We start from the raw sequence: 24,938 nt of genomic DNA, 5'->3' as shown, positions 1-24,938 counted from the left end.
CCGTGCACAGTATCGACGAGGCCGTAGCGGCGGCGGCCGATCTGGAACTGGACCGGGTACCCGAGCCGGCCGTCCGGCATGCCCAGCGGGTCATCGCCGACACCGTCGCCGCCGCCGGGGCCACGACGCCGGAGGTCGCCGCCCTGATCGCGCTGGACGAGCGCAACGGCCTGGTGACACCGGCCGGAAAGGCGGGGACCGGGCATACGGCGACGGTGCTTCCGGCACCCGGCAGGCGCACCTATCCCGAGCACGCGGCGTTCCTCAACGCCACTGCGGGAACCGCCTTGGAACTGGACGAGGGCATGCGCCCGACCGGCCATCCGGCCGTGCAGGTGGTCCCTGCGGCGCTCGCCGTCGCCGAGCACCTGCACTCGTCCGGCGCCGAGCTCCTGCGCTCGGTCATCGCGGGCTACGAGGTGAGCAGCCGCCTGTTCCGGGCAGTCCGGCTGCGGCCGGGCGTGCATCCCCACGGACACCTGGGAGCCCTCGGCGCCGCGGTCGCCGTGGCGCTGCTCGAGGGCACCGACCCCGTGGCCGCGGCTCGCATCGCCGCCACCGGACCCGTGCTGGCGACGTGGCAGCCCTGCTACGAGGGCGCGACCGCGCGCAACGCCTTCACCGGACACGCCGCGGCGAGCGGGGTGCGCGCCACGGCGATGGCGCAGGCCGGGTACCGGGGTTCGACGGGAGCGCTGGAGGACGCGTTCGGCCGGGTGGCGGGCGAGATCGTCGACGGACCGGAGCTGTCGGGCCCGCTGGACTACGGCGGGCTCGGCATCACCCGCAACTACTTCAAGGTCCACAGCGCATGCGCCCTGACGCACTGCGCGATCGAGGCGGCGCTGGCCATCGGGCCCGTACAGGTCGACGCGATCCGGGAGGTCCGGGTGGACACGGTGAGCATCAACCTCAAGATCGCCCGCCAGCCCGCCCCGAACGACCTGTCCGGCCGGTTCTCCCTGCCCTACGCGGTGGCGACCGCCCTGCTCGTCGGCGGCAGCGGCGTCGATGCCTTCCGCTACCGTCCCGAGGTCGCCGAGCTGGCGCGCAAGGTGACGGTCCGGGCCGATGCCGGATTCGACGCACGGTGGCCGGAAGCCGCCCCGGCCCGTGTCACCGTGCGGACCGACGACGGCGCCCTGACCGCCGTCGTGGACAACCCTCGCGGCCACCACACCCGGCCTCTCAGCGCGGAGGAGCATCGCGACAAGTTCGTGGCGCTCCTGGGCGACTCACCGGCGTCCAGAGCATGGTGGGACCGTCTCACGGAGCTGACCGCGGTGACCGACTGCGCGGAACTGTTCGCGTAGGCGCAAGACGATCGGAGGCGGAGCGGTGCGAGGAGGCCGAGTGTCGAGGACGGGAGCAGAACGATGAGCAACGGCCCAGTGAGCCTGCTGGCCATGGGCGGCACCGTCGCGGCGGCTCTCGACGATGGCGGCGCGGCGCCACGCCATGGCGCCGGCGACCTGGCGGGCACGGTCAGCGGGCTGCCGGTCGCCGTCCGGCCGCGCGACGTGCGCACCGTGCCGAGCCGCGCCGTCACCCTCGACGACATGTGGACGCTGGCCGCGGCGGTGCGCGAGGAGATCGAGGGCGGCGCCGCGGGCGTGGTCGTCACCCATGGCACCGACACCCTCGAGGAAACGGTGTACGCGCTGGCGATGCTGGTGGACACGGACGTCCCCGTCGTGGTCACCGGAGCAATGCGCGCCCCGCACCTGCCGGGCGCCGACGGGCCCGCCAACATCAGGGCGGCCATCAGCGCGGCGCTGCACCCGCCTCTCGCCGGGTACGGTCCCGTGGTGGTCTTCCAGGACGAGATCCATGTCGCTCGACTGGTGACCAAGCACCACAGCACCCGGGTCGCGGCGTTCGCCTCCCCCTCCGCCGGCCCCGTCGGGTTCCTGGTGGAGAACGAGGTGGAACTGCTGCTCGGTCCGCCGCCCGTCACTGACCGGCTCCCGGTCACCGCGGCGCCGGACAGGAGGGTGGAGATCGTACCGGCGATGGCCGGTGCGGACGGGCGGCTGGTCGATGCCATCGCCGCCGAGGTCGACGCGCTCGTGGTCGCCGGCACGGGCGCCGGGCACCTGCCGCCGCCACTGGCCGACGCGCTGGTACGCGTCGTTCGCGGAGACCGGCCCGTGGTCCTCGCCAGCAGGTGTGAGGACGGGCCCATCCTGCGGCGCACCTACCGCGGCCACGGTTCGGAGACCCAACTGCTGGCCGACGGGCTGCTCGCCTCGCGGACGCTGTCACCGCTCAAGGCGAGGCTCCGCCTGGTGTTCGGCCTCTCCGCCGGACTGACCGCCCGGCAGCTCTTCTGATCCTGCCGCTCCCCGACCCGGCCGCGCGCACCGTCGCCACTGAAGGAGACAGATGGACACCCTGGCACCACGCGACTTCGTCGGCTACGGCCCGAACCCGCCCGACTTCGCATGGCCGAACGGCGCGCGGCTCGCCGTGAACTTCGTCGTCAACTACGAGGAGGGCGCCGAACGCAACGTCCTGGACGGCGATCCGGCGCACGAGACGCTGGTCGAAGCCCGGTACGAGGTTCCGGCCGGGCAGCGTGAGCTGTTCGCGGAGTCGACGTTCGAGTACGGCAGCCGCGTCGGCATCTGGCGGCTCCTGGAGACGCTGGACGAGCATGGGATCGTTCCCACCGTGTTCGCCTCGGCCCTCGCGCTGGAACGCAACGCCGCCGTGACCGAAGCGATCAACGCGCGCGGCTGCGACGTGGTGGGGCACGGCTACCGCTGGATCCCGCACACCGGCCTGAGCGAGGCGCAGGAGCGCCGCAACATCGTCGACTGCGTCGAGACGCTGGAGCGCCTCACCGGGCGGCGGGTCCAGGGCTGGTTCACCCGTCCGCCCAACACGGTGCGCACCCGCTCGCTGCTGGCCCAGGCCGGCCTCGTCTATGACGCGGGCTCGGTCAGTGACGACATTCCCTATTACGAGGAGGTGGACGGCCGGCCCTTCCTGATCGTCCCCTACTCGCTCGACGTCAACGACACGAAGTTCTACAAGGGGCAGTTCTTCACCGCGGACGACTTCGCGCGCTACGCGATCGACTGCTTCGACACCCTCGCGGCCGAGAGCGCGCGGCGCCCCCGGCTGATGTCGGTCGGCCTGCACCCCAGGATCATCGGCCGTCCGGCCCGGCTGCCCGGGCTGCTGCGCCTGATCGAGCACCTCAGCGCGAACGACGACGTCTGGATCGCGGGCCGTGACGAGATCGCCCGCTTCTGGCTGGAGACGTTCCCGCCCGAGACCGCGCATGCCTGAACCGATCACCGGTCACCGACCGATTGTATACAGTGGCTTACGAGCGATCCGAAGATGTGCCGTAGAAGGCCTCACTCTTGCGCGGCGTCCCGTGTAACAGTCGGCCGTGAACCACCAGAGCGTAGGGCGCGTCGACAGTCTCACGCAGCTGCGGCTAGATTGTATGCGGCTGCGCACTGGCCTCCGCATCGGCACCGTCAACGACTAAGGAGCGGCATGAAGCCTGCACCGGCCGGACCGAGCCGATCGGTCGCGGCCCTCCCCGAGAACCGGCGCCACGCTCTCTACGAGCAGCTCAAGCAGTCGATCTATCTCGGCGACCTGGAGCCGGGCCGGTACCTGGTCGAGAGCACGCTCGCAGCCATGTACGAGGTCAGCCGCACCCCCGTCCGGGAGGCGCTCCTGCGTCTCGAGCAGGACGGGCTGGTCGTGCGGGACAGCGGAGGCCTGACGGTTCGCGACCACAGCCCGGACGAGATCCTGGATCTCTACGAGGTGCGGATCCTGCTGGAACGCGAAGCGGGGCGGGCGGCCGCCGGCCGGCGCACGACGCACGACCTTCTGACACTGCGGAAAGCCGCCAAGCACTACGAGGTCGTCGACGTCGACAATCCGCGCGGAATGGTCGAGACGAATAGGGAGTTCCACAAGGCCGTCTGGCGATGCACTCACCAGCTCGCGCTGCTCGACCTGCTTGAACGCCTCGACCTGCATCTGGGGCGCTTCCCCAATACGACGCTGACGTATCCGAACCGGCGGGAAGCGACGATCGAGCAGCATCGCGCGATCGTGCGTGCCATCGAGGCGCGGGACCAGGAACGGGCGGGCGACCTCTGCGCCCAGCACTTCAGCGATGCCCGCGACATCCGGCTGGCCCAGTGGGAGGACGAGGACTGAGCTGTCTTTCAAAGTCCCGGCCCACTTCGCTCGCCTGGCGGCTCGCTGCGTGACCTGGCCTGGGCGACCGCGGCATCGCTTCGCGATCTGCCCGGCTCCGCTCGCCTCCGGCATCGCTCCACCGGCCAGCTCACGCGTTCGCGCGCTTGACCGAAGCCACTTCGAGACAGGCCCTAGGCCGGCAGGCCACCCGCTCCCACCCACCCCCCGCGGAGGCGAGGTCGGCTTGTCATGCAGAGGCGCATGGCAGGCGAAGGATCATGCGCGTTCCGCTGGTTTGGTCGGCGATATGAAGGTCGCCGTGGTGGGCGCGAGCGATCTGGCGGGCGATGGGCAGGCCCAGCCCGGTGCCTTCAGGGTCCCTGCGGCGGGCGTCGGCGCGGCGGTAGAAGCGATGGAAGACCGCTTCCCGCTCGCTGGCGGGTATACCGGCGCCGTCATCGACGACCTCGATGAACGCCTGTTCGTCGCGTTGGTAGACCTTGACATGGATCATGCTGATGGCGTGCCTGTCGGCGTTGGTCAGCAGGTTGGACAGCAGCCGTGCCAGGCGGACCGCGGAGGCTTCGACCACGATGCCGGGGGTGATGTCGACGGCGGTGTCGCAGGCCAGGTCGGCGCGCGCGAGTTCGGTGGCCACCAGCGCCGACAGGTCGACCGTTTCGGTGGAGAAGGGAGTGTTGCCTTCGAGCCGCGCCAGTTCGAGCAGGTCGCTGACGATGTCACCAAGCCGTTCGGCGTCCTGCAATGCCGCGTGCAGGACCTGCCGCGAGTCGGCCTGGGGGTCGGACAGGGCCACCTGCAGTCTGGTCTGCAGGCCGGTAAGCGGACGGCGAAGGTCATGGGAGGTGTCGGCCACCACCTGCTGCTGCTGGCGCAGCGCCGCGCGGGCCGCGGCGGTGGCCTGCCGCTCGCGCAGCCGTGCCCTGCGCAGCCGCCGGTTGGCCTCCTGGAGCTCCTGCGCCCGCAGGAACAGCTCGGCTTCGGCCGCCTCCACCTTGTCGGCCAGGGACCGCTCGTCGGCTGCCCCAGCTGACCGCAGCTGCTGGATGTAGGAAGTGACTTCTTCGACCCGGTTGACCACGCAGGCGACCCGGCCGTCCGGGCCCAGCAGGGGCGAGTTCACGGCAGTCCAATACCGTTCCTCGAAGAGACCAGGCCTCCCGGCCACCTGCACGTCGTAGCGCACCAGTGGCATGACATCGACGTCGCCTTCGGCCAGCACGCGCTCCAGTGAGGCACGCAACTCCTGCACGCCCTGCCCGGACGGACCACCCGGAAAGACGTCAAAGATCTGATGCCCGAGCAGCCGTCCCCTCGGGCGTTCCACGACATGCTCATACGCCCGGTTCACCGCCAGATACACCAGGTCGGGCGACAGCACCGCACACCCAGCGGGAACCGCGTCGAACACTGCCGCGTAGTCCAGCCTGGTCATGTCCACTACCTACCCGGAACACGCCAAGACTCCTCCACGGCACTTCCGCACTGCCATAAGACGTGCGCTGATCGAGGAAGTCGGCATCGTGCCCGGCGCAACCCTGTGCCGGCACTCCTTCGACGCCGTGATCGGCATGGTCACCGGCATTGATCGGAAGTCAAGGCGACGGCGGGGGAGTGGCTGACCCACTGGCCGGCCCCCCGTACCGGAGCGGCGTCCACCGCTCACGTTCGCCTAGACCTGCCCCCGTACCTGAGCGACAGTGGCTCTGGCCGAGGTATCGACCCGATCGCGATCGAGGCCAGCAGCACGAGCCAGGCGGCCGCCACCACCTGGCTCTCTCCTACTGCTGGGAGGTCCGACTTGGGGCCGCCGACGGGCGCGAATCGTCCTCGCGGATCCAGGACGACCGGCATGGTGTCGCCGCGTCCGTACCCTTCACAGCTGGTCGCGAGCTCACGCGGGATCGGCGCTCCACCGGTCCGGTGCAGCGTGCAGTGGTGGCTCTGGGAGCCGCGGCTCTGCGTCGTCCAGGTCCGCTCCACGACTGCCTCGGCGTCGACGCCGACCAGCGTCATCGCGATGTCGCGCGCAGCCACGACACCGACGATGTGGACGACGAACGCCGCCAGGACGCCGAGGGTCAGCGGCACGCCGCGGAACCGCAGTGGCCGCCGGGTGCGGTACAGCCAGCCCAGTGCCATCACCACGCCGATCATCGCGGACACGGCGATCAGCGCCGCAGCGGTCGTCCCCCACCACAGGTAGCCGGCCGCAGCGAACGCGAATCCGAGCACGGCCGCACCCGCCACCAGACCACCACGACGCACGGCGGAACCGATGACAGACACACACCCTCCACGAGGTCAGACCGAACGCCGAGCCTAACTGTGATCCACCACCTCATCAGGACGCGCTGCGGCGTCAAGCCCACCCGGCGCTGTTCACCTTCTCTTCCGGCGTCCGCCCGGCTTGACACGCCGAAACCGGCAGATCATCCGGTTGGGCAGCGACGACATGCGGCTTCGTCCTGATCAGTTGCCGATATTCGCGATCCGCAACTCCGCCCCACAGAGCGTCAGATGGTGGCGAAGGTGGTTCCGATGGCCGTCATCCGCTCGACGGTGAGGGCCGGGTCGAGCAGCGCTTCGGGGGTGTGCAGGCCCGGGCCGACGGGTCCGCCGCGCAGGCCGAGGAGCCGCTCGACGCCGAGGGCAATGCCGAGGGCCGTGAGGGGGCGCTGGCCGGCGGGGTGGAAGAGGTGGCTGCGGGTGCGGAGAGGGGCGCCGGACGGGCCGGTTCCCTCCAGGTCGATGAGGACCTCGGTGGAAGCGGGCTCGCCGCGTCTGCGGCTGGCCGAAGCGCCGACGGCGAAGTCGAAGTGGACCTCACCCGCCCCGGTGGCCAGGGCGAGACTCGGGACGTCGAGGATGGCGATCCGCCGGCCGGGCAGTACGACACCGTCGATGCTGGGCACACCCACCTCCGCCTCGTCCCCGGAGACCCAGGTGAAGGCCCCGTCCCGGCGCACCAGGCCGGCGGAGGTGACAGCGGCCAGGCGCTCCAGGTCGTCGAGCGCCGCCGGTCCGCCGGCGTCCTGCTCGTCGAGGACGGCGGCGATCCGGATGGCGTCGAGCCGTCCGAAATCCCGGGCCAGGTCCAGGGCCACGAGGACGACCAGGCCGGCCAGATAGTGGCTGGCCAGCAGCACCGGCGCGGCACTCGCCCGCTGGGCGCCGGCGACGACCTCCGGGGCGATGTCGACTAGGCCGCTGGAGATGCTGAGGTAGGGCAGGCCGCGCTCCTGGGCGTAACCGAGCCCGTGCAGGCGGGAGTCACGCACGGCCGCGACCACGGCGGAGAAGCTCTGTTCGGCGGGGAGGCCGAGGTCGGAACGTTGAAGGTCGAGGGTGACGGCGGTGGCATTGCCGAGTCCGTCGGCGACCTTCCGGGCGCGGTCGAGGTTGCGGCCCGCGATGGCCAGGGGCAGGTCCGGGTGCCACTCCCGTAGGACGGCAGCGGTGTCCGAACCCGCCTGGCCCGATCCGCCCATGATCAAAACCGGCTGCTTCATCTGCGGAAGTCCTCTCACTCGCATCAAGCTACATTTTGTAGCCTACATTTTGTAGCTTAAGCTGGCGTCGTGACGCAAGGGAGGACGATGAAGGCATCCACGACCCGCCTGTCCAAACAGGCCAGGCGGGAGCAACTGCTCGATTCGGCGACGGCGATGGTCCGCGACCGTGGGGCCGATGGCCTGACCCTGGTCACGCTGGCTGAGGCCGCTGAGGTGAGTCGGCCGATCGTGTACGACCACTTCGGCACCCGTCAGGGGCTTCTCATCGCGCTCTACCGGCGGCTCGACGAGCAACACCGGGCCGCGCTGACGCAGGCACTGACGGAAGCAGGGCCTGACGCACGCGGGGTCGCGGGGCTGATGAGCCAGGCCTACCTCACCTGCGCCACGGCCATGCCGGAGCTCAACGCGATCTCGGCGGCGTTGAAAGGGAGCCGGGAGATGGAAGCGGTCCAGCACGAACTTCTCGATGACTACACCGACCTGATGGCCGACGCGCTGGCCCCTCACTCCGGCCTCGACGCCCAGGCGCTCCGGCTGCGCTGCGCAGGTGCACTGGGCGCCGCCGAGGCGATCGCCGCCGAACTCAACCACGGGCGCACAACCGTCACCGACGCAACCGACGCGCTCACCGACCTGATCATGAGCTGCCTGGCCGCCGCACCCCGCCGCTAACGCCAATCGCCGTTCGCATGGCTTCGTCCGCGTGTAGCGGCAACGTTCGTCGATGAGTCTGGGCAACGCCCTTGATCGATGTCTGGTGGGTCTTGGTTCCCCGGCTTCACGGACGCCTTGCTCTTCCCCCGGTTCTCCGGTCACATTTCTGAGGAGACGGCGGGCCGGCGGCGGCGCAGGTGATAGGCGGAGGTCAGAGCGAGCAAGATCGGGCCCCATCCACCGATCGGGGCGATGGCAGTCATGGCCAGCGCCGGGAGCACCTCACCCCACCGACTGACAGTGATGATGTTCGTGGTGACGCCGCAGGTGGGTCTGACCCGCCGACTGACTGACGTCTCGACTGTCCTCTTTGGGGATTTGTCGGCCCGCCAGGCGTCACCACGCACGCGGCCGGACGGGCGTTTGTGACCTCATAGGAGCTTGGTTCAGAAGCCCCGTCACTGTCTTGTCCACCCGCCCGACCGGCGCGTGCCGCCCTGACGGACACGCAAGGACGGACACCCCCAGCATGACGCACGATGAGCTCGAGGTCACCGGCGGAGTCGACACCCACGGCCTGACCCACCACGCCGCGGTGATCGACGCGGTGGGCCGGCGGCTGGCCGACCGCGAGTTCCCCGCCACCGTCGGCGGCTACCGCGACCTGCTGAAGTGGATGCGCGTCCACGGCACCCTCACCGCCGTGGGTGTGGAGGGCACCGGCGCCTATGGCGCCGAACTCGCCCGGGTCATGACGGCGGCCGGGGTCACCGTCGTGGAGGTGGACCGGCCGGACCGCAAGATCCGCCGGATGCGGGGCAAGTCCGACCCCATCGACGCCTACGCGGCAGCCACCGCGGCAGCCACCGCGGTGCTGGCCGGGCGGGCCACCGGCGTCCCCAAGAGCCGGGACGGCGTGGTCGAGGCCATCCGCGTCCTGCGGGTCGCACGGCGCAGCGCGGTCAAGGCCCGCACCCAGGCGATGAACCAGATCCGGGGGTTGCTGGTGTCGGCGCCGGCCAGAGTGCGTGAGCAGGTCACGGGACTGAACCGGGCCACGCTGATCGGCGCCCTGGCCCGGCTGCGGCCCGCCGGCGATCTGTCGGACCCGCCGACGGCCACCAGGGCTGCCCTGCGCCGCCTGGCCCGCCGTCACCAGGCGCTGGACATCGAGATCACCGAACTGGACACCGAACTCGGCCCCCTGGTCCAGCGGGCCGCTCCGGCACTGCTGGAGCTATTCGGCGTCGGCACCGAAACCGCAGGACAGCTGCTCGCATCGGCGGGGGACAACGCCGAGCGCATGCGCTCGGAGGCCGCGTTCGCCCATCTGGCCGGGGTCGCACCGATCCCCGCGTCCTCGGGCCGCACCCGCCGCCACCGCCTCAACCGCGGCGGCGACCGCGCCGCCAACAACGCCCTGCACACCATCGTGCCGGTCCGCATGCGCCACGACCCGCGCACCCGCGCCTACGTCCAACGCCGCACCACGCAAGGGCTGTCCAAGAAGGAAATCATGCGCTGCCTCAAGCGCTTCGTCGCCCGCGAGATCTATCGCGCTCTGACCAGTACCTCAACCGGGAGCACCACCCAAAACGATCTTGCTCCCGCAGCTTGACAACTATAGGAGCATCCAGGCCGATCGCCGCCAGCGCTGCGACCTCGGTCAGGACGCTGAGTCCGAACACGTACGGGATGGAGATCGCCAGGTGGGCATGCCGATGTCCTGGACCTGTCCCATCGGGAAGTGGAACGCGAACGGCAGCCGCCACAGGCACGACGGCAGCAACAGCAGCGGCAGCACGTAGGCCAGCCGCAGAGCCCAGCGGGGGGCCGGCCGTTCGGTGTCGCTGACGGCCGGGACCTTGTGAATCAGCTTGATCGCCATGTGCGTCAGGTTGCCTGGCCTGCGAATACCGCAGATCACCCGCGATGGTGAAGTGGCTCCCCCGGACAGGGGGTGGGCTCAGCAGGACAGGCCCATCGGCACCGCGTAGGTCGTGTAGTCGTCCTCGGGCTTGCCCCCTGCGTTGAGGTGGATCGACGGACCGCCGATGTTGATGTGCTCGACCAGCTCCTCAGCGGCGAGCAGTTCGAGCATTCACCCCACGTCCGTCGTGGTCATCCGGCGCGGGGAGGACCCACTGGTCCCCCCAACGGGTAGGTGCTCGGCGAGAGCGGAGAAGCAGGCGCGCTGGGGCCGCGGCTTCTTATGCGTCGATGACGGGTGCGCAGGTCTTCACGTAGATCAGGCGGCTGACGCCGGCCGTCACCGCCATCGCCACTAGGAGGGCCCGCTCAGTTCAGCCCGGGTGCGGTCAGCTTCTCGAACGTGATGGAGAAGGGGACCGTCGCGATGGCGAGCGCGACGGTGACGCCGAGCCACTGGACGCCGTGGCCGCCGTAGCTGTGCTCCCTCGTCCACACCCGGCCCTCGGGTGTCCACGAACTGTTCTTGCGGAAGCCGACGAGGAACACCACCGCCGCGGCGGCGACCTCCCCGGCCAGGACGCCCATGGCGGGTGGCCCGAAGACGTCCTCGATCTCCAGCCAGGCGCCGGCCGCGATGCCGAGCGAGGCTCCGAGGACCAAGGCGAGAAGGGGCAGCACCGGACCGACCCATCCGGAGCCTGTGGTCTTCGCGCGTCCCAAGGTTTCCTCCCGCTCGCCCGATTCCGCAGATCGTCCGATCATGCCGGACGTCCGATCATGCCTACGGACTGTCACATTCCGGTCACGGCGACATGGGGCGTATCGCTTGCGAGAGGTGGTCGAGGTGCTCAGGCGGGAGCGTCGCGGTAGGCGTAGTACGCCAGGAACATGTCCACCCCGGAATCGATCAGTCGATCGGTCGTCTTCGGGTCGAGCGTCGTCCCATAGGTGCCGTGGACCAGGTGCGGATAGAGCACGAGCGCGTAGAGCTGGAGGATGGCGGTCTCCATGTCCGGCATGGTCAGCCGGCCGGCGGCTATGAGGCGGTTGAACTCCGCCTCCAAGGCGGGGCGGGCGTGGTCGGGGCCGTGGTGGCGCCAAGCTGCGCCGAGTTCCGGGAATCTGCGGACTTCGCCGGCGACGAGGCGGCGCAGGGCCACCATGTCGGGGGAGGTCATGCTGTCCACCCAGGCATGGGCAGTCCATTTGAGTGCGGCCCGCAGGTCGTCGGACTCTTCCAGCCGTTGCGCGGTGCCCGAGATGGCGTCGGCGAGAGCGTCTTGCAGAGCGTCGCCGATGACGGCGACGAAGAGAGTCTCCTTGCTGCCGTAGTGGTTGTAGACGGTGACCTTGGAAACACCCGCCTCGGCGGCGATGGCGTCCATCGCCGCGTCGAACCCGTCCCGGACGAACGCCGACCGGGCCGCCTGAATGATCACCTGTCGCTTGCGCGCCGCCCGGTCGCCGGCGAGAACGCGCGGAGACTCGCTGCGCTGAATGGGTGCCGGCATCGTCGCTCCTTCGTCGTCGCTGTTCAGCCTACCGGTACATGAACTGTACGGTTGAGTTCAACTGAACTGTTCCGTACAGTACAAGAGATCGACCCGCACCTCGACTCCTCATGAGCGTGGGCGACCAGAGCGGAACACCGGAGTGACGCCATGCACGACACCTGTGATCGACCACACGTCCACGACCACGACGCGGACGCTCGTCGTCCTGTTCGCTCCAAGGCGGCTGCGCTGATCTTGCTGTCGTTCGCGATGCTGATCGTTTCTCTCGATCAGTACATCGTCGTCGTCGCGCTGCCGGACATCGGCCGCGAGCTCGGGTACTCGGCGCGGACCCTGCAGTTGGTGGTCAGCGCGTACGCCGTCGCCTCCAGCGGATTCCTGCTGCTGGGCGGGCGCGCCGCCGACCTGCTCGGCAGGCGCCGGATGCTGGTCACCGGGCTCGCGCTGTACGCGCTGGCCTCACTGGCCGGCGGGCTCACGACCGGACCGGCGCCGCAGCTGGCGGCCCGGGCGGTTCAGGGGCTCGGCGGGGCACTGGTCTTCCCCAGCACGCTGGCGATCATCAACACCGCCTTCGCGGAGGGGCGCGACCGCAACCGTGCGCTGGGTGTCTGGGGCGGCTCCGGCGCGGCCGGGCTGGTGATCGGTGTGCTGCTCGGCGGCGCGCTCACCCGCATGCTCGGGTGGGAGTCGGTCTTCTTCGTCAACGTCCCCCTGGCGGGAGGAGCGCTCGTCGCGGCCTTCCGGCTCCTCGCGCCGGACGGGTCGCGGACGGTGGGACGGGTGTTCGATCTGCCGGGTGCTCTGACCTCCACCGGCGCGGTCACGCTGCTGATGTTCTCCCTGGTCCAGGGACCGGCTCTCGGCTGGGACTCGCCCTGGACCGTCGGCATGGCGGCCGCGGGGCTCCTGCTGTTCGCGGTGTTCGCCGTCGTCGAGCGGCGCAGTCCCGACCCCCTTGTCCCCGTGAAGCTTCTCGCCAACCGCGTTCTGGCCGTGGCACTCGTAGTTGCTTTCATGTTCACGGCGACATTCGGAGCCCTCCTGTACTTCCTGTCCATCTACTTCCAGGACGTCCGCGGCTATGACCCTCTGCAGACCGGCGCGGCCTTCCTGCTCCCCACCGCGGTGGTGGTGGCGGGCTCGACGCTCGCCGGTCAGACGGTGACGCGCTTCGGGCTCAGGCGCACCCTCGTCGCCGCGCTCGCGATCGGTGCGGCCGGGGCGGTCGGCGTCGGCCTGGCCCTGTCGGTCGACGGCTCCTATGTCGCGCTAGTGCCGGGTCTCGTCGCGGTCAGCCTGGGGGACGGTGTCGTGTTCACCCTGATGTTCATCGCCGCCGGCACGGGGGTGGCCGACCACCGGCAGGGGGTCGCCTCCGGTATGGCCTCCACCAGTTCCGGAGTCGGCGCCGTCGTCGGCCTCGCCGCACTTGTTCTCGTCGCGAACGCCGGCACCGAGGGGCTCAGCGGTGAAGAACTGCGCGTCGCCACCGCCGAAGGCATACGCACCGCCGTTCTCGTCATCGCCGGAGGGATCGTCCTCACCCTCCTCGCCGCGCTCAACCTCCGTGGTCCCTCCGGCCACCCCCACCGATCCCAGGCCGACTCCGCCGCGTCGACCTAGTCGGCGGGGCGAGGCGAACGAACAATCGCGCCACACGTCAGGCAGGGTGCCGCGACGCAGGAAAGGCGGACGACCATGACCGCAGCCATGAGCACCGAGAACATCACCGAGGTGATGAACAGGCCGTACGCGCGGGAGTTGCTGGCCTCGCGCATCCCCGCCCGGCTCGCCTACACCGGTCTCGACCGCACCCCGCGGGTCGTGCCGGTGGGGTACGACTGGGACGGCGCCCGCATCACGGTCGCCAGCGCTGTCAGCTCGGCGAAGACCAAGGCTCTGCAGGAGACCCCCAACGTCGCGCTGACCATCGACAGCGAGGACTTCCCGCCTAAGGTGCTGCTGCTGCGCGGCACCGCGCAGGTCGACGTCGTCGCCGGCGTCCCGGACGTCTTCCTCCGGGCATCGAAGAGACGGATGTCGGACGACCAATGGCCCGACTGGGAGGCCGGCGTGCACGCTCTGTACGACCAGATGGCGGTCATCACGATCACGCCCACCTGGGCCAAGCTCCTCGACTTCGAAACCACCATCCCCAAGGCCGAACACGACATGATGCACGCCCGCAGCCACGATGCATCAGTTGCCGATGGGGCCCTTCACCAGGACTGATGTCGGGCCGCCGCCGAGCAGGACCGCCGCCGGCGGCGCCGCCCGACGACCCGGCGCCACTATCGGCGCGGCGCCCACACGGCCGCTCGATTCATGCGATCCCAGGCAACCTCGCGCACCTCACATGGCGACGCCGTGATCGCCGTCGCCGTTTCCGCGGGCGCGAATACGGCCCACGGCAACCGCGTCGCCCTCGGCACCTGGACAGTCGACCGCGTCATCGCGCGTGCTGGCGGCCAAGCACAGCTCCGGGACCGCATCGCCGCCCAGGCGGAGATCGTCTGCACCTCGATGGAGATGTTGAGTGAACCCGAGCTCGGCGCACCGCTGCCCACGCTGCTGGTGCCCAACGGCATCGTCTGAGCGGCTGGGAAAGCCGGGCCGCGGACGCTCTGGCGCCATAGCCGCCGTCCGGATCCACCGGCGGGGGCCGATGGTGGCCGACTGAGCGGCAGGCGGCTCTATGCCTGACCTGTGGGCGGGATCGTCGGGCGGGCAGCAGGTACACATGGTGGTTGTAGTGCACGTTTGTGCAGGTTGCGCTCGCTCGGGTCTTGTGATCGCCGAACTGTCATGATTATAGTGAAGCTAAGAATTTTTTAATGAGGAAGCGGGGGCCGCGGCCGGGGGTTGCGTGGAGCACCGAAAGGGCTGGTATGGCTACAGAAGGACTTCTCCTCCGGGACTTGCGCCTCGTGGACGGCGCTGGTGGTCCGGTGGTCCCCGATCAAGCGGTCCTGGTCACCGGGTCTCGCATCGCCTGGGTGGGCCCGTCCGCGGACGCTCCGAGCGTTGATCTCCCGGTGATGGACGCGGCTGGGCGCACGCTGCTTCCCGGACTGATCGATTCGCACGTCCATCTGACGGACGACGGTTCGATGCGAACGGATCGAGATGATGAGGCCGATCCGTTCGTGGCGGAGCGGGCGGCTCGCAATGCGGTGGCGACACTCCGCTCCGGTGTCATGACCGTGAGGGACTGCGGAGCGCGGAACGGCCTGATCATCGAGCTCTCCCGGGCCGTGCGGGCCGGTGCGGTGGCCGGACCTCGCATCGTCGCGGCGGGGCGGCCCCTCACTCCGGTCGGCGGCCATTGCCATGACATCGGGAGAGAGGTGGCCGGCGCGAGTGAGGCGGTCACCGCGACGCTGGCGGAGATCGCGGAGGGTGCGCAGGTCATCAAGGTGATGGCGACCGGCGGGGTGCTGACTCCGGGGACCGGGACGCGGACGGTGGGGCTCCGGCCCGGCGAGCTGCGCGCGGTGGTCGCCACGGCACATGCCGCGGGCCTGCGTGTCGCGGCGCACGCGCTCGGTGAGCTGGGGATCCGGAACGCGATCGATGCCGGAGTCGACTCGATCGAGCACGGGACCTATCTCGACGGCGAGGCCGTCGAGTGTGCTCTCGCCTGTGGCACCTACCTCGTGCCGACGCTCAGGTCGGTGACTCAGGTGATCAACGCTCCGGCCGGCGTCGTGCCCGGCGAACTGCTGGCGGCGGCGCGTGAGGAGTACGCCAACCGGCGGAACGGCGTCCGGATGGCCGTCGCGGCCGGTGTGCGGATCGCCGCGGGGACGGACGCCGGGACGCCGCTCAACCCGCACGGCGGGCTCGCCCAGGAACTCGAACTGCTCGTCGAGCACGGGTTGTCGGCCGGGGAGGCGGTGACCGCCGGGACCCGGAACGGGGCGGAGAACCTGGGGCTGCTCGACGAGCTCGGCACGGTCGAGGTGGGTAAACGTGCGGACCTGATCCTCGTCGACGGCGATCCCACCCTGGACATCCGCGCACTCCGGCGGGTCGTGATGGTCTGCCGCGACGGCGTCGTGCACCGCGCCGGCATCGGCGGCGCCGCTGCCCACGCCGCGGAGTCGGCCCGGTGACCGGCCACCCGGGAATGCTGCCGCGCCACATCGCGGAGATGCCGACCGTCGCGCAGCCCGCGGTCTCACCGGACGGACGATGGGTTCTCGTCGTTCTGCAGCGGGCCGATGAGCAGGCCAACCGCTACCGGAGTGGTCTGTGGCTGGTGGCGGCGGACGGGTCGACGCCACCGCGTCCGTTCTCTGATGGCGAGCACTCGGACACGAATCCGTGCTGGAGCCCCCAGGGGGACCGGGTGGCGTTTCTCCGGGCGGAGGACTGCGGGCAGTCGGTTCTGGTGGCGCCGTTCGGGCTCGACGAGTCCGCCGTGACCGTGGCGGCAGGGCTCGACGGAGCGGGCGCGCTGTCCTTCTCGCCCGATGGCGCGAGGCTGGCCTTCACCGCGCGCGTCCGTCCGGCGCGGTGCGGCGTGCCGGACTCCGGTCGGCCGCCGAGCCGCGTGACACGGCTGCGGTCGAGGCTCGACGACGTCGGGTTCATCGGCGACCGGCCCCGGCACGTGTTCGTCGTCGACGCCGACGGGTCCGCCGCTCCCCGGGACCTGACCCCGGGGGAGTGCGAGTTCGAGGACCCGGCGTGGGACCGTGATGCGCGGTCGCTCGTCTTCACGGGCGCCACGCATGACGATCGCGACCTGGACCTGCGGCGTGATCTGTACGAGGTGGACGTCGCCGACGGCCGCGCGCCTCGACGGATCGGAGCCCCGGAAGGCGTCTTCGCGCTGCCGAGCGTTTCGCCGGACGGGCGGAGGATCGCGTTCCTCGGGACGGACGACCACGAGACCGCGCCACGCAACAGCCACGTCGCCGTCTTGTCGCGCGAGACCGGAAGGCACCGGTGGGTCAGCTCGGAGATCGACCGTAGTTTCGCCCCGGCGTCCGGCGCGCGCTCCCCGGTGTGGCTTGACGACGACGAGATCCTCGTGGCGGTGGAGGACCGCGGCGACGTTTATCTGTACCGGTTGTCCGCTGAACGCGGGTCGCCGGCGAAGGCGGTGTGGTCCGGGCAGGGGGTCGTCACGGCCTACGACGCGGCGGCGGGCAGCACGGCGTTCGTCCTGTCCACCGCGACCCGTCCGAGCGAGCTTCACGTCGTCCGGGACGGGGCCGGCCGGCGCGTGACCGACTTCGGCGCGCGGTTCACCGCCGAGGTGCGGCCCCGGTCCCCCGAGCCGCTGACGGTCCCGTCACGTGACGGGACCGTGGAGATCGACGCATGGATGCTCACTCCGCCGGGCTTTCGCTCCGACGGGTCCCACCCGGTGCTGCTCAACATCCACGGTGGCCCGTTCAACCAGTACGGAACCGGATTCCATGAGGACTTCCAGATCCAGGCCGCGGCGGGCTACGTGGTGGTGTGGTGCAATCCGCGCGGCGGTTCGGGACGTGAGGAGCGGTTCGCCCGCGCCATCACGGGCCCGGCCTTCGGCGGGACGGGATGGGGGAGCGTCGACCACGACGATGTGATCTCCGTGCTCGATCACGTGCTGGACGGCCGTCCGGGGCTCGACCGCGACCGGGTGGGCGTCCTCGGCGGCAGCTACGGCGGCTACCTGGCGAACTGGGCGATCGGGCAGAGCGACCGGTTCGCCGCGGCCTGCTCGGAGCGCGGCGGCAGCAACCTCGCCACGGCCGAGTGGGCCAGCGACGGGGCGGGGACGTTCCGTCACACGTTCGGGGCCTCGCACCTGGACGATCCGCGGCTCTACCGCGCGATGTCGCCGATCGCCCACGTCCAGAAGATCACCACGCCCCTGCTGATCCTCCACTCGGACCAGGACCTGCGCACACCGCCCGCCATGGCCGACGAGCTGTTCGTCGCCCTGCGCCTGCTGCGGCGGGACGTGGAGATGGTGCGCTTCCCCGGCGAGGGACACGAACTCTCACGGTCCGGATCGCCCGTCCACCGGAGGCAGCGCATGGAGATCCTCCTGGACTTCTTCGGTCGCCGCCTGCGCCCGGCGCACGAGGTCTGACCACCGCTCGGAACGTTCCACCGGTCGGCGAGCCCCGGCTCACCATCCCGAAGGAGAGGCCATGTTCACAAGGCAGAGTCGATCGGCTGCGGCGGTGTGCTGCGTGTTCGCTCTGGCGCTGACGGCGTGCGAGGGGGCCGGCACGACCGGCGCGGACGAGCGGCCGCCGGTGAAGGGCGGAACGCTCAACCTCCTCGGCGCCGGCGACGTCGACTACATGGATCCCAACATCAGCTACTACACGAACGCGGAAATGAACCTGCGGCTGTGGAGCCGCAGGCTGTTCGGCTATCCGGCGCGCAAGGACCAGGCGACGACGCCGGTCCCCGACCTGGCGACCGAGGTGCCGACCGCCGGCAACGGGGGTGTCAGCAAGGACGGCCGCACCTACACGATCACCCTGCGGGACGGCGGACGGTGGAACACCAGCCCGCCGCGGCCGGTCACGGCGGCGGACGTCGTGCGCGGAGTGAAACGGACGTGCAACCCGGCCGCGCCTTCCGGAGGCACGCCCGTCTTCCTGAAGCTGATCGAGGGTTTCGCGAAGTTCTGCGAGGGCTTCGCGAAGGTCAGCCCGAAACCGGAGGCGGTCGCCCGGTACCTGGAGGAAACGCCGGTCGCCGGTCTGACGGCGAAGGACGACCGGACGGTGGTCTTCTCGCTGACCTCGCCCGCGACCTACTTCGTCGGCGTCCTGACGATGCCGGCGTTCGCTCCCGCCCCCAAGGAGCTCGACCGCTACCTTCCGGGCAGTGCGGATCTCGCCCAGCACACCGTGTCGAACGGTCCGTACCAGGTCCGGTCCTATGCGCCCGGCAAGTCCATCGAGTACGTCCGCAACCCGGCCTGGGACCCGTCGAGCGACCCGATCCGCAAGGCGTACGTCGACCGCGTCGTCATCAACGAGACGGTCAACCAGGAATCGGTGCAGCAGCAACTGGAGGCCGGCACCGCCGCGGCCGACATGGAGTTCGACGTCCGGGTGCCGCCCTCGCAGGTCCCCGCGCTCGTCGCCCGGCGCGACCCCAACCTGAACCTCGGCGAGACCTCGTCGACCAACACGAGAGTGATCTACAACCACGCGTCGCCGAGCAACGGCGGGGCGATGGCCAGGCCGGAGGTCCGCCAGGCGCTGTCGTACGCGATCAACCGGAACCACATCGTGCAGGTCCTCGGCGGGCCGAACCTGAACCGGCCGCTGTCGCACGTCCTGCCGTCCAACGTGCTCGGTTCCACGCAGTTCGATCCCTATCCGCACGATCCCGCCCGGGCGCGGCAGCTCCTCGCGTCCGCCGGGCACGGCGGCGGGCTGACGCTCAAGCTGCTGTACCGCAACGCGTCCGAGGGCGACTCGAAGGCGTTCCAGACGATCCAGCAGGACCTGGCGGCGGTGGGCGTGACGGTGAAGGGGATCCCGGCACCGAACGCCGACTTCGGAACGAAGTACCTGTTCGTCCCGGAGGTCGCGCGGCGCGGTGTGTGGGACCTGTCCCTGGCCGGCTGGAACGCCAGCTGGTTCGGCGACGCGGCGCTCGCGTTCTTCAAACCGCTGCTGTACGGCCGGTCCTCCTTTCCGCCCGACGGCAGCAACTTCGGCCTCTACGACAGCGCGGAGACGAACGCGCTCATCGAGCGGGCGGCCACCGCGGTCGACCGGGACGAGGCGGCGGCGCTGTGGGCCAAGGCCGACCAGCAGGCCATGCGGGACGCGGCGTTCTATCCCACCGTCCAGCCCAAGACCGCGAACTACCGCGCGTCGCACGTGAAGAACGCGGTCTACCTCCCGACCCTCACGAACTTCGACCCGGCGAACGTCTGGCTGGAGGAGGGCCGGCATGGCGGATGAACGCCGTGGTCCGGCGGCGGCCGACGGGGCGTCCCTGCTGACGGTCGAGGATCTGCACGTCTCCTTCGACACCGATGACGGCACGGTGCGGGCGGTACGCGGTGTCTCGTTCACTGCCGAGCAAGGGCGGACGCTCGCGATCGTCGGGGAGTCGGGCTCCGGCAAGAGCGTCGCGACGCAGACGGTCACCGGGCTCACCCGGGGTGCGACGGCCCTCGGCTCGATCGTCTTCAAGGGGACGCAGCTGCTCGGCGCGCGGGAACGGGAGCTGCGGGCGATCCGCGGCGCGCAGATCGGGATGGTCTTCCAGGACCACATCTCGAGCCTCCACCCCTACCACCGGGTCGGCGCGCAGATCGTCGAGGCGATCCGCGCGCACGACCGGTCGGTGTCCCGCGAGGACGCGCGCCGCCGGGCGGTGGAACTCCTGACACGGGTCGGCGTCCCGGCCGCCGGCGGCAGGCTCCGCGACTACCCGCACATGTTCTCCGGCGGGATGCGCCAGCGGGTGCTGCTGGCCATGGCGATGGCCCGCGACCCCGCCCTGCTGATCGTCGACGAGCCCACGACGGCGCTCGACGCCACCGTGCAGGCGCAGGTGCTGGACGTGCTGCGACGCCTGTGCGAGGAGCAGGGCACCGGGATCATCATGATCACCCACGATCTCGGCGTCGTGGCCGAGGTCGCCGACGACGTCGTCGTGATGTACGCGGGGAGGGTCGTGGAGCGTGCGCCGCGGCGCACGCTGTTCCGCGGGCACCGGCACCCCTACACCGAAGCGCTGCTGGACTCTCTGCCGGAACGCGGCAGAGGCAGCCGCCGGCTGCCGGCGATCAGAGGCAACCCGCCGAGCCCCCTCGCGGTCCCGGCGGGGTGCTCGTTCGCGCCGCGGTGCCCGACCGCCGCCGACCGCTGCCGGCAGGCCGTGCCGCCGCTGCTGCCCGTGGACGGCGACGCGTCGCACCACACGGCGTGCTGGCTGGTGCACGAGAGCGAAGAGCCCCAAGGCGGAAACGGAGCCGACGATGGTTGATGCCCATGACGATGGCCCGCTGCTGCGCTGCACCGGTGTGCGCAAGACCTTCCGCCTCGGGACGGGCGGGGCGGGCGGACGCGGCGGCGGCCGGGAGCTCCGCGCCGTGGACGGGGTGGACCTGGACGTCCACCGAGGGGAGACGGTCGGGCTGGTGGGGGAGAGCGGCTGCGGCAAGTCCACGCTCGCCCGCTGCATCGCGGGACTCCACGCGCTGGACGGGGGCCGCGTGGAGTTCGACGGGCGCGACGTCGCGCAGCTCGGCCTCCGCCGGAACCGGGCGCTCCGGCGCGACATCCAGGTGATCTTCCAGGATCCGTACAGCTCGCTGAACCCGCGGCGCCGGGTCGGAGCGATCATCGGTGACCCGTTCGCCGTCCACGGCATCGGCACCCGCCGGCAGCGCCGGAGCAGGGTCCAGGACCTGATGGACCGGGTGGGCCTCAACCCGGAGCACTACAACCGCTTCCCCGCGGACTTCTCCGGCGGGCAGCGGCAGCGCATCGGGATCGCCAGGGCGCTGGCGCTGCGCCCCCGGCTGATCGTCTGCGACGAACCGGTCTCCGCGCTGGACGTGTCCGTGCAGGCGCAGGTCCTCAACCTTCTCGTCGATCTCCAGGAGGAGTTCGGCCTCACCTACCTGTTCATCTCCCACGACCTGTCGGTGGTGCGCCATGTCAGCGATCGGGTGGCGGTGATGTACCTGGGGCGGATCGTGGAGTCGGCGCCCGCCGAGTCGTGCTTCACGGCCGGCCGCCATCCGTACACGCGGGCCCTGGTGTCGGCCATTCCCATGGCCGACCCGGACGTCGCCGACCGGCGCGAGCGGGTCACCCTGACCGGGGACCTGCCGTCGCCCGCGTCCCCGCCCGCGGGCTGCCGGTTCCATCCGCGGTGCCCGTCCGCGCGCGAGGACTGCGCGACGGTCGAGCCGCGACCGCAGGACGCCGGCCCGCCCGGCCACCGCGTCGCGTGCCGGTACCCCCTGGACGTCGACGCGACGGTGTCACCGGCCACGGTCACGGGAGGCGGCCGATGAGCGCCGGAACGGACGTGGACCGGGGAGCCGAGGCGGCCGCCCCGGCCATCGTCGGACGCAGCCCGTGGTCGCTCGGGTGGGCCAGGCTGCGCAGGGACCGCGCGGCCATGATCTCGCTGGGCCTGATCGTGCTGGTCATCGCGATGGCGCTGCTGGCGCCGCTCGCGGCGGTCATCACCGGGCATCCGCCGAACACGCAGTACCGGACACCGGACGCGCTGAGTCCCGAAGGACTCCCCGTCGGGCCGAGCGGCCGGTTCTGGTTCGGCACCGACGACCTCGGGCGCGACATCTTCGTGCGGATCGCGTACGGGGCGCGGGTCTCGCTGCTCGTCGGGGTGGCGGCCACGGCGCTGGCGGTCGCGATCGGAGTGGTCGTCGGGCTCGCCGCGGGCTTTCTCGGTGGCGTCACCGACACGTTGCTCGCCCGGTTCGTCGACGTCGTCCTGTCCGTTCCCTTCATCCTCGTCGCCATCGCCCTGGTCTCCGTCAGCGGGTCGGGCCTGGGAGTGTCGATCACCGTGATCGGCTCGTTCAGCTGGGCGGCCATCGCGCGGATCGTCCGCGGCCAGGTGCTGTCGCTGCGGGAGCGGGAGTTCGTCGAGGCGGCGAGATCGCTCGGTGCGCGCAGCGTCCGGATCATGTTCGTGGAGATCCTGCCGAACGTCCTCGCCCCGATCGTCGTGTACGCGACCCTGCTGATGCCGGTGGCGATCGTGGCGCAGGCGTCGCTGTCCTACCTCGGTCTCGGCCTCCCGCCGCCCACCGCGGACTGGGGCGGCATGATCAGCGCCGGCCAGAAGCACTACACCACGGCCTGGTGGTACATCGTGTTCCCCGGCGCGGCCCTGCTGGTCACGACCGTGGCTTTCAACCTGCTCGGCGACGGGGTGCGCGACGCGTTCGACCCGCGCGCGGGGCTCAGGAAGGGCTGAGCCGCCGATGATCCGATTCGTCCTCCGGCGCCTGGCGTTGGGCGTCCTCGTCCTCTGGCTGATCGTCACCGCGGTCTTCGCGCTGTTCTTCGTCTCGCCCAACAACGTCGCGCGGACCCTGGCCGGCCCGCAGGCGTCACCGGAGACGCTCGCGCTCATCAACGCCCGGCTCGGACTCGACCGGCCGATGGCGGAGCAGTACCTCGCCTTCCTCGGCAAGCTGCTGCACGGCGATCTCGGGTTCGACTACTACCACGGCGTCCAGGTGACCTCGATCATCGCGGAGGCGCTGCCGGTCACCCTCTCGCTGGCCGTGGGGGCCGCCGTCCTGTGGCTGCTGATCGGCGTCTCGGCCGGAGTCGCGTCCAGCGTGCGGCCCCGGTCGCCGCTCGACCGGGTGCTCACCACGGGGGCGCTGTTCTTCCACTCGATGCCGACGTTCCTCATCGGCCTGGCGCTGCTCTACCTGCTGTTCTTCAAGCTCTCGCTCGCGGGGCTGAGCTGGTTCCCCGCGGGCGGCTACGCTCCGCTCTCGGCGGGCGTGGTGCCCTGGCTCGATCACCTGGTCCTGCCCTGGCTCACGCTGGCGCTGGTGCTGGCGGCCACGTACGCCCGGCTGACCCGCGGTTCGATGCTGGACACGCTCGGCGAGGACTTCATCAGGACGGCCAGGGCGAAGGGCGTCAAGGAGTCCAGGGTGGTGTGGCGGCACGGGTTCCGCGCGGCCGTGACGCCGGTGGTGACGCAGTTCGGGATCGACTTCGGCCAGCTCGTCGGCGGTGTGGTGATCACCGAGAGCGTGTTCAGCCTGCCCGGCCTCGGCAAGACGGCGGTCGACGCGATCAACCAGCAGAACCTCCCGGTGATCATCGGCATCGTGCTGGTCGCCTCGGCCGCCGTCGTGGTCGCGAACATCGTCGTCGACCTCGGCTACGTCCTGATCGACCCTCGGGTGCGGCTGGGGTGACGCGCGGCGGCGGGGCCGCCCCGGCCCCGCCTTCTCACAGGAGGTTCTTCTGGCATGACCGCACTGTTCGTCAACTGCGCCGCCATGCGCGGCGGCGTGCTCCACGGCAACATCGCCCCCTACCCGTTCCTGGGTGAGGCGCGGACCGCTCCGCGGTACCGCTTCTACTCGGTGCGCGACGAGTTCGCCGGGCTCCACCCGGCGGACGACGGTGTGACGATCAGCGGGGAACTCTACGACGTCCCGCTGGAGGTGATCGGGGAGCGGTTCATGCCCGCGGAGCCCCCGGAGTTCGAGCTCGGCGTCATAGCGCTGGCCGATGCGGGGGCGGCGCTGGGCGTCGTGCTCCGCTCGACGCGGGGGGAGACCGGACGCTACCGCGACATCTCCGGCTGGGGCGGCTGGCGCTCCTACGAACGGAGCCTCGGTCGGCGGTAGCGACCGAGGCTCGCGCGTCGTGGCCGGGCGGGCCGGTGGGCCCGCCCGGCTCTCGCATGTCAGGCGGGGGACCGGCCGTCCCAGACCGCGCGCAGGTCGGCGCTGTCGACGACGTCCGCGCGGTAGGCCTCGAGGATGGTCATCGCCGCGGCGTGCAGGTCGGCGCGGTCACTGGCGACGCAGTCGCGCGGGACGACCGTGAAGTAGTCCAGGAACCCGGCGTCGCGGACGGTGGAGTCGAGGCAGCCCTCGGTCGTGCATCCGGTGGCGACCACCGTGGTGATGCCGTTGCTGCGCAGCAGCAGGTCCAGCGCGGTGCCGGCGAACGCGCTGGAGCGGTACTTCTCCACGACCAGGTCCTCCGGCCTGCAGTCGAGCTCGGGCAGGACCTCGTTGCCCCACGTGCCCTCCACGCAGTACTGGAAGCCCGGCCCTTCCCAGCCGGGGTATCCGGACTGGATGCGCCACTCGAAGTACAGCTGCGCGGGCGACTGCATCGCGTGGTCGGGCCGTGTGGTGATCTTGACGAAGACCACCAGGGTCCCGGCCGCGCGCGCCGAGGCGATGAGGGCGGCGAGCGCGGGCGTGATCTTCTCGTAGGCGCCGACGTCGGATCCGTTCCGTGCGAACACCCCGCGCGGGCTGCACAGGTCGTTCTGCATGTCGATGACGACGAGGCAGGTCACGGCCGGGTCGACGATCTCCTCCAGGGTCGTCGGCACGCGCCGCCCGTGGATCTCGATCAACGTTCCTCCAGTCTTGGTGCTGTCA

25 protein-coding genes are annotated in these 24,938 nt (G+C 70.8%); 17 read left to right on the top strand and 8 right to left on the bottom strand.

Going from position 1 to position 24,938, the window contains the following annotated elements; genetic code table 11:
• Positions 1 to 2 precede the first annotated feature (2 nt).
• The 4 genes from BJY14_RS03205 to BJY14_RS03190 all read left to right on the top strand — a co-directional run bounded on the left by BJY14_RS03205 (position 3) and on the right by BJY14_RS03190 (position 4,194).
• Complete coding sequence (locus BJY14_RS03205) at positions 3 to 1,313, top strand: MmgE/PrpD family protein (RefSeq protein WP_179842216.1); 1,311 nt, start codon at positions 3 to 5, stop codon at positions 1,311 to 1,313.
• Positions 1,314 to 1,376: 63 nt separating this feature from the next.
• Positions 1,377 to 2,333, top strand: a complete 957-nt coding sequence (locus BJY14_RS03200; RefSeq protein ID WP_179842215.1) for an asparaginase — start codon at positions 1,377 to 1,379, stop codon at positions 2,331 to 2,333.
• Positions 2,334 to 2,385: 52 nt separating this feature from the next.
• The gene (locus BJY14_RS03195) at positions 2,386 to 3,297 is read left to right on the top strand and encodes a polysaccharide deacetylase family protein (protein ID WP_179842214.1); all 912 of its coding nucleotides are present in this window, start codon (positions 2,386 to 2,388) and stop codon (positions 3,295 to 3,297) included.
• Between the two features lie 216 nt (positions 3,298 to 3,513).
• Positions 3,514 to 4,194: a GntR family transcriptional regulator gene (locus tag BJY14_RS03190; RefSeq protein WP_179842213.1), complete on the top strand. Its 681-nt coding sequence runs from the start codon at positions 3,514 to 3,516 to the stop codon at positions 4,192 to 4,194.
• 229 nt (positions 4,195 to 4,423) lie between these two features.
• Here BJY14_RS03190 and BJY14_RS03185 read toward each other — a convergent pair whose 3' ends face one another.
• The 3 genes from BJY14_RS03185 to BJY14_RS03175 form a co-directional block, all read right to left on the bottom strand.
• Positions 4,424 to 5,632: a sensor histidine kinase gene (locus BJY14_RS03185; protein WP_179842212.1), complete on the bottom strand. Its 1,209-nt coding sequence runs from the start codon at positions 5,630 to 5,632 to the stop codon at positions 4,424 to 4,426.
• 227 nt (positions 5,633 to 5,859) lie between these two features.
• Positions 5,860 to 6,486: a hypothetical protein gene (locus BJY14_RS03180; RefSeq protein WP_218905039.1), complete on the bottom strand. Its 627-nt coding sequence runs from the start codon at positions 6,484 to 6,486 to the stop codon at positions 5,860 to 5,862.
• Positions 6,487 to 6,713: 227 nt separating this feature from the next.
• Positions 6,714 to 7,709, bottom strand: coding sequence for a saccharopine dehydrogenase family protein (locus BJY14_RS03175; protein ID WP_179842210.1), 996 nt, complete (start codon positions 7,707 to 7,709; stop codon positions 6,714 to 6,716).
• 87 nt (positions 7,710 to 7,796) lie between these two features.
• On the opposite strand from BJY14_RS03175, the gene BJY14_RS03170 reads away from it, so the two are divergent.
• Together BJY14_RS03170 and BJY14_RS03165 are read left to right on the top strand one after the other, a co-directional pair.
• Positions 7,797 to 8,387, top strand: coding sequence for a TetR/AcrR family transcriptional regulator (locus BJY14_RS03170; RefSeq protein WP_179842209.1), 591 nt, complete (start codon positions 7,797 to 7,799; stop codon positions 8,385 to 8,387).
• A gap of 511 nt (positions 8,388 to 8,898) precedes the next feature.
• A complete protein-coding gene (locus BJY14_RS03165) occupies positions 8,899 to 9,987 on the top strand; it encodes an IS110 family RNA-guided transposase (protein ID WP_179842208.1) in 1,089 nt (362 codons plus the stop codon).
• A 48-nt stretch (positions 9,988 to 10,035) separates the two neighbouring features.
• Here the strand turns inward: BJY14_RS03165 and BJY14_RS03160 are convergent, their stop codons facing one another.
• From BJY14_RS03160 to BJY14_RS03150, 4 genes are all read right to left on the bottom strand, one after another.
• Positions 10,036 to 10,257 (bottom strand): hypothetical protein, encoded by a 222-nt coding sequence (locus BJY14_RS03160; RefSeq protein WP_246395774.1) that lies wholly within the window; start codon positions 10,255 to 10,257, stop codon positions 10,036 to 10,038.
• A gap of 78 nt (positions 10,258 to 10,335) precedes the next feature.
• Entirely contained in the window at positions 10,336 to 10,470 is a 135-nt protein-coding gene (locus tag BJY14_RS46320) for a hypothetical protein (protein WP_281382052.1), read from the bottom strand.
• A gap of 197 nt (positions 10,471 to 10,667) precedes the next feature.
• Complete coding sequence (locus tag BJY14_RS03155) at positions 10,668 to 11,021, bottom strand: hypothetical protein (RefSeq protein ID WP_179842207.1); 354 nt, start codon at positions 11,019 to 11,021, stop codon at positions 10,668 to 10,670.
• Positions 11,022 to 11,149: 128 nt separating this feature from the next.
• Positions 11,150 to 11,812, bottom strand: coding sequence for a TetR/AcrR family transcriptional regulator (locus tag BJY14_RS03150; protein WP_179842206.1), 663 nt, complete (start codon positions 11,810 to 11,812; stop codon positions 11,150 to 11,152).
• A gap of 150 nt (positions 11,813 to 11,962) precedes the next feature.
• On the opposite strand from BJY14_RS03150, the gene BJY14_RS03145 reads away from it, so the two are divergent.
• From BJY14_RS03145 to BJY14_RS03095, 11 genes are all read left to right on the top strand, one after another.
• A complete protein-coding gene (locus BJY14_RS03145; RefSeq protein ID WP_179842205.1) occupies positions 11,963 to 13,441 on the top strand; it encodes an MFS transporter in 1,479 nt (492 codons plus the stop codon).
• Between the two features lie 75 nt (positions 13,442 to 13,516).
• On the top strand, positions 13,517 to 14,050 hold the full coding sequence (locus BJY14_RS03140; RefSeq protein ID WP_246395773.1) for a pyridoxamine 5'-phosphate oxidase family protein: 534 nt from the start codon (positions 13,517 to 13,519) through the stop codon (positions 14,048 to 14,050).
• A gap of 135 nt (positions 14,051 to 14,185) precedes the next feature.
• Positions 14,186 to 14,413 (top strand): hypothetical protein, encoded by a 228-nt coding sequence (locus tag BJY14_RS03135; RefSeq protein WP_179842204.1) that lies wholly within the window; start codon positions 14,186 to 14,188, stop codon positions 14,411 to 14,413.
• A 239-nt stretch (positions 14,414 to 14,652) separates the two neighbouring features.
• Positions 14,653 to 15,933 (top strand): metal-dependent hydrolase family protein, encoded by a 1,281-nt coding sequence (locus BJY14_RS03130; protein WP_312878937.1) that lies wholly within the window; start codon positions 14,653 to 14,655, stop codon positions 15,931 to 15,933.
• A gap of 236 nt (positions 15,934 to 16,169) precedes the next feature.
• Positions 16,170 to 17,909 carry a S9 family peptidase gene (locus tag BJY14_RS03125; protein ID WP_218905034.1) on the top strand — a complete coding sequence of 580 codons (1,740 nt, stop codon included), beginning with the start codon at positions 16,170 to 16,172 and terminating at the stop codon, positions 17,907 to 17,909.
• 61 nt (positions 17,910 to 17,970) lie between these two features.
• Positions 17,971 to 19,755: an ABC transporter substrate-binding protein gene (locus BJY14_RS03120; protein ID WP_179842201.1), complete on the top strand. Its 1,785-nt coding sequence runs from the start codon at positions 17,971 to 17,973 to the stop codon at positions 19,753 to 19,755.
• On the top strand, positions 19,745 to 20,788 hold the full coding sequence (locus tag BJY14_RS03115; RefSeq protein WP_179842200.1) for an ABC transporter ATP-binding protein: 1,044 nt from the start codon (positions 19,745 to 19,747) through the stop codon (positions 20,786 to 20,788). Before BJY14_RS03120 ends, BJY14_RS03115 begins: the two co-directional genes overlap by 11 nt.
• Positions 20,781 to 21,827 carry an ABC transporter ATP-binding protein gene (locus tag BJY14_RS03110; RefSeq protein WP_179842199.1) on the top strand — a complete coding sequence of 349 codons (1,047 nt, stop codon included), beginning with the start codon at positions 20,781 to 20,783 and terminating at the stop codon, positions 21,825 to 21,827. Before BJY14_RS03115 ends, BJY14_RS03110 begins: the two co-directional genes overlap by 8 nt.
• Positions 21,824 to 22,762 carry an ABC transporter permease gene (locus BJY14_RS03105; protein ID WP_179842198.1) on the top strand — a complete coding sequence of 313 codons (939 nt, stop codon included), beginning with the start codon at positions 21,824 to 21,826 and terminating at the stop codon, positions 22,760 to 22,762. Before BJY14_RS03110 ends, BJY14_RS03105 begins: the two co-directional genes overlap by 4 nt.
• Before the next feature lie 7 nt (positions 22,763 to 22,769).
• A complete protein-coding gene (locus BJY14_RS03100) occupies positions 22,770 to 23,729 on the top strand; it encodes an ABC transporter permease (RefSeq protein WP_179842197.1) in 960 nt (319 codons plus the stop codon).
• Positions 23,730 to 23,783: 54 nt separating this feature from the next.
• Positions 23,784 to 24,167, top strand: coding sequence for an allophanate hydrolase-related protein (locus BJY14_RS03095; protein ID WP_179842196.1), 384 nt, complete (start codon positions 23,784 to 23,786; stop codon positions 24,165 to 24,167).
• A 59-nt stretch (positions 24,168 to 24,226) separates the two neighbouring features.
• On the opposite strand, the gene BJY14_RS03090 is transcribed toward BJY14_RS03095, so the two are convergent.
• Entirely contained in the window at positions 24,227 to 24,913 is a 687-nt protein-coding gene (locus tag BJY14_RS03090) for a cysteine hydrolase family protein (protein WP_179842195.1), read from the bottom strand.
• Positions 24,914 to 24,938 lie beyond the last annotated feature (25 nt).

The organism is Actinomadura luteofluorescens, assembly GCF_013409365.1.
GTDB classification, from domain to species: Bacteria; Actinomycetota; Actinomycetes; order Streptosporangiales; family Streptosporangiaceae; genus Spirillospora; species Spirillospora luteofluorescens.
This window is presented reverse-complemented; position numbering and strand designations above follow the sequence as displayed.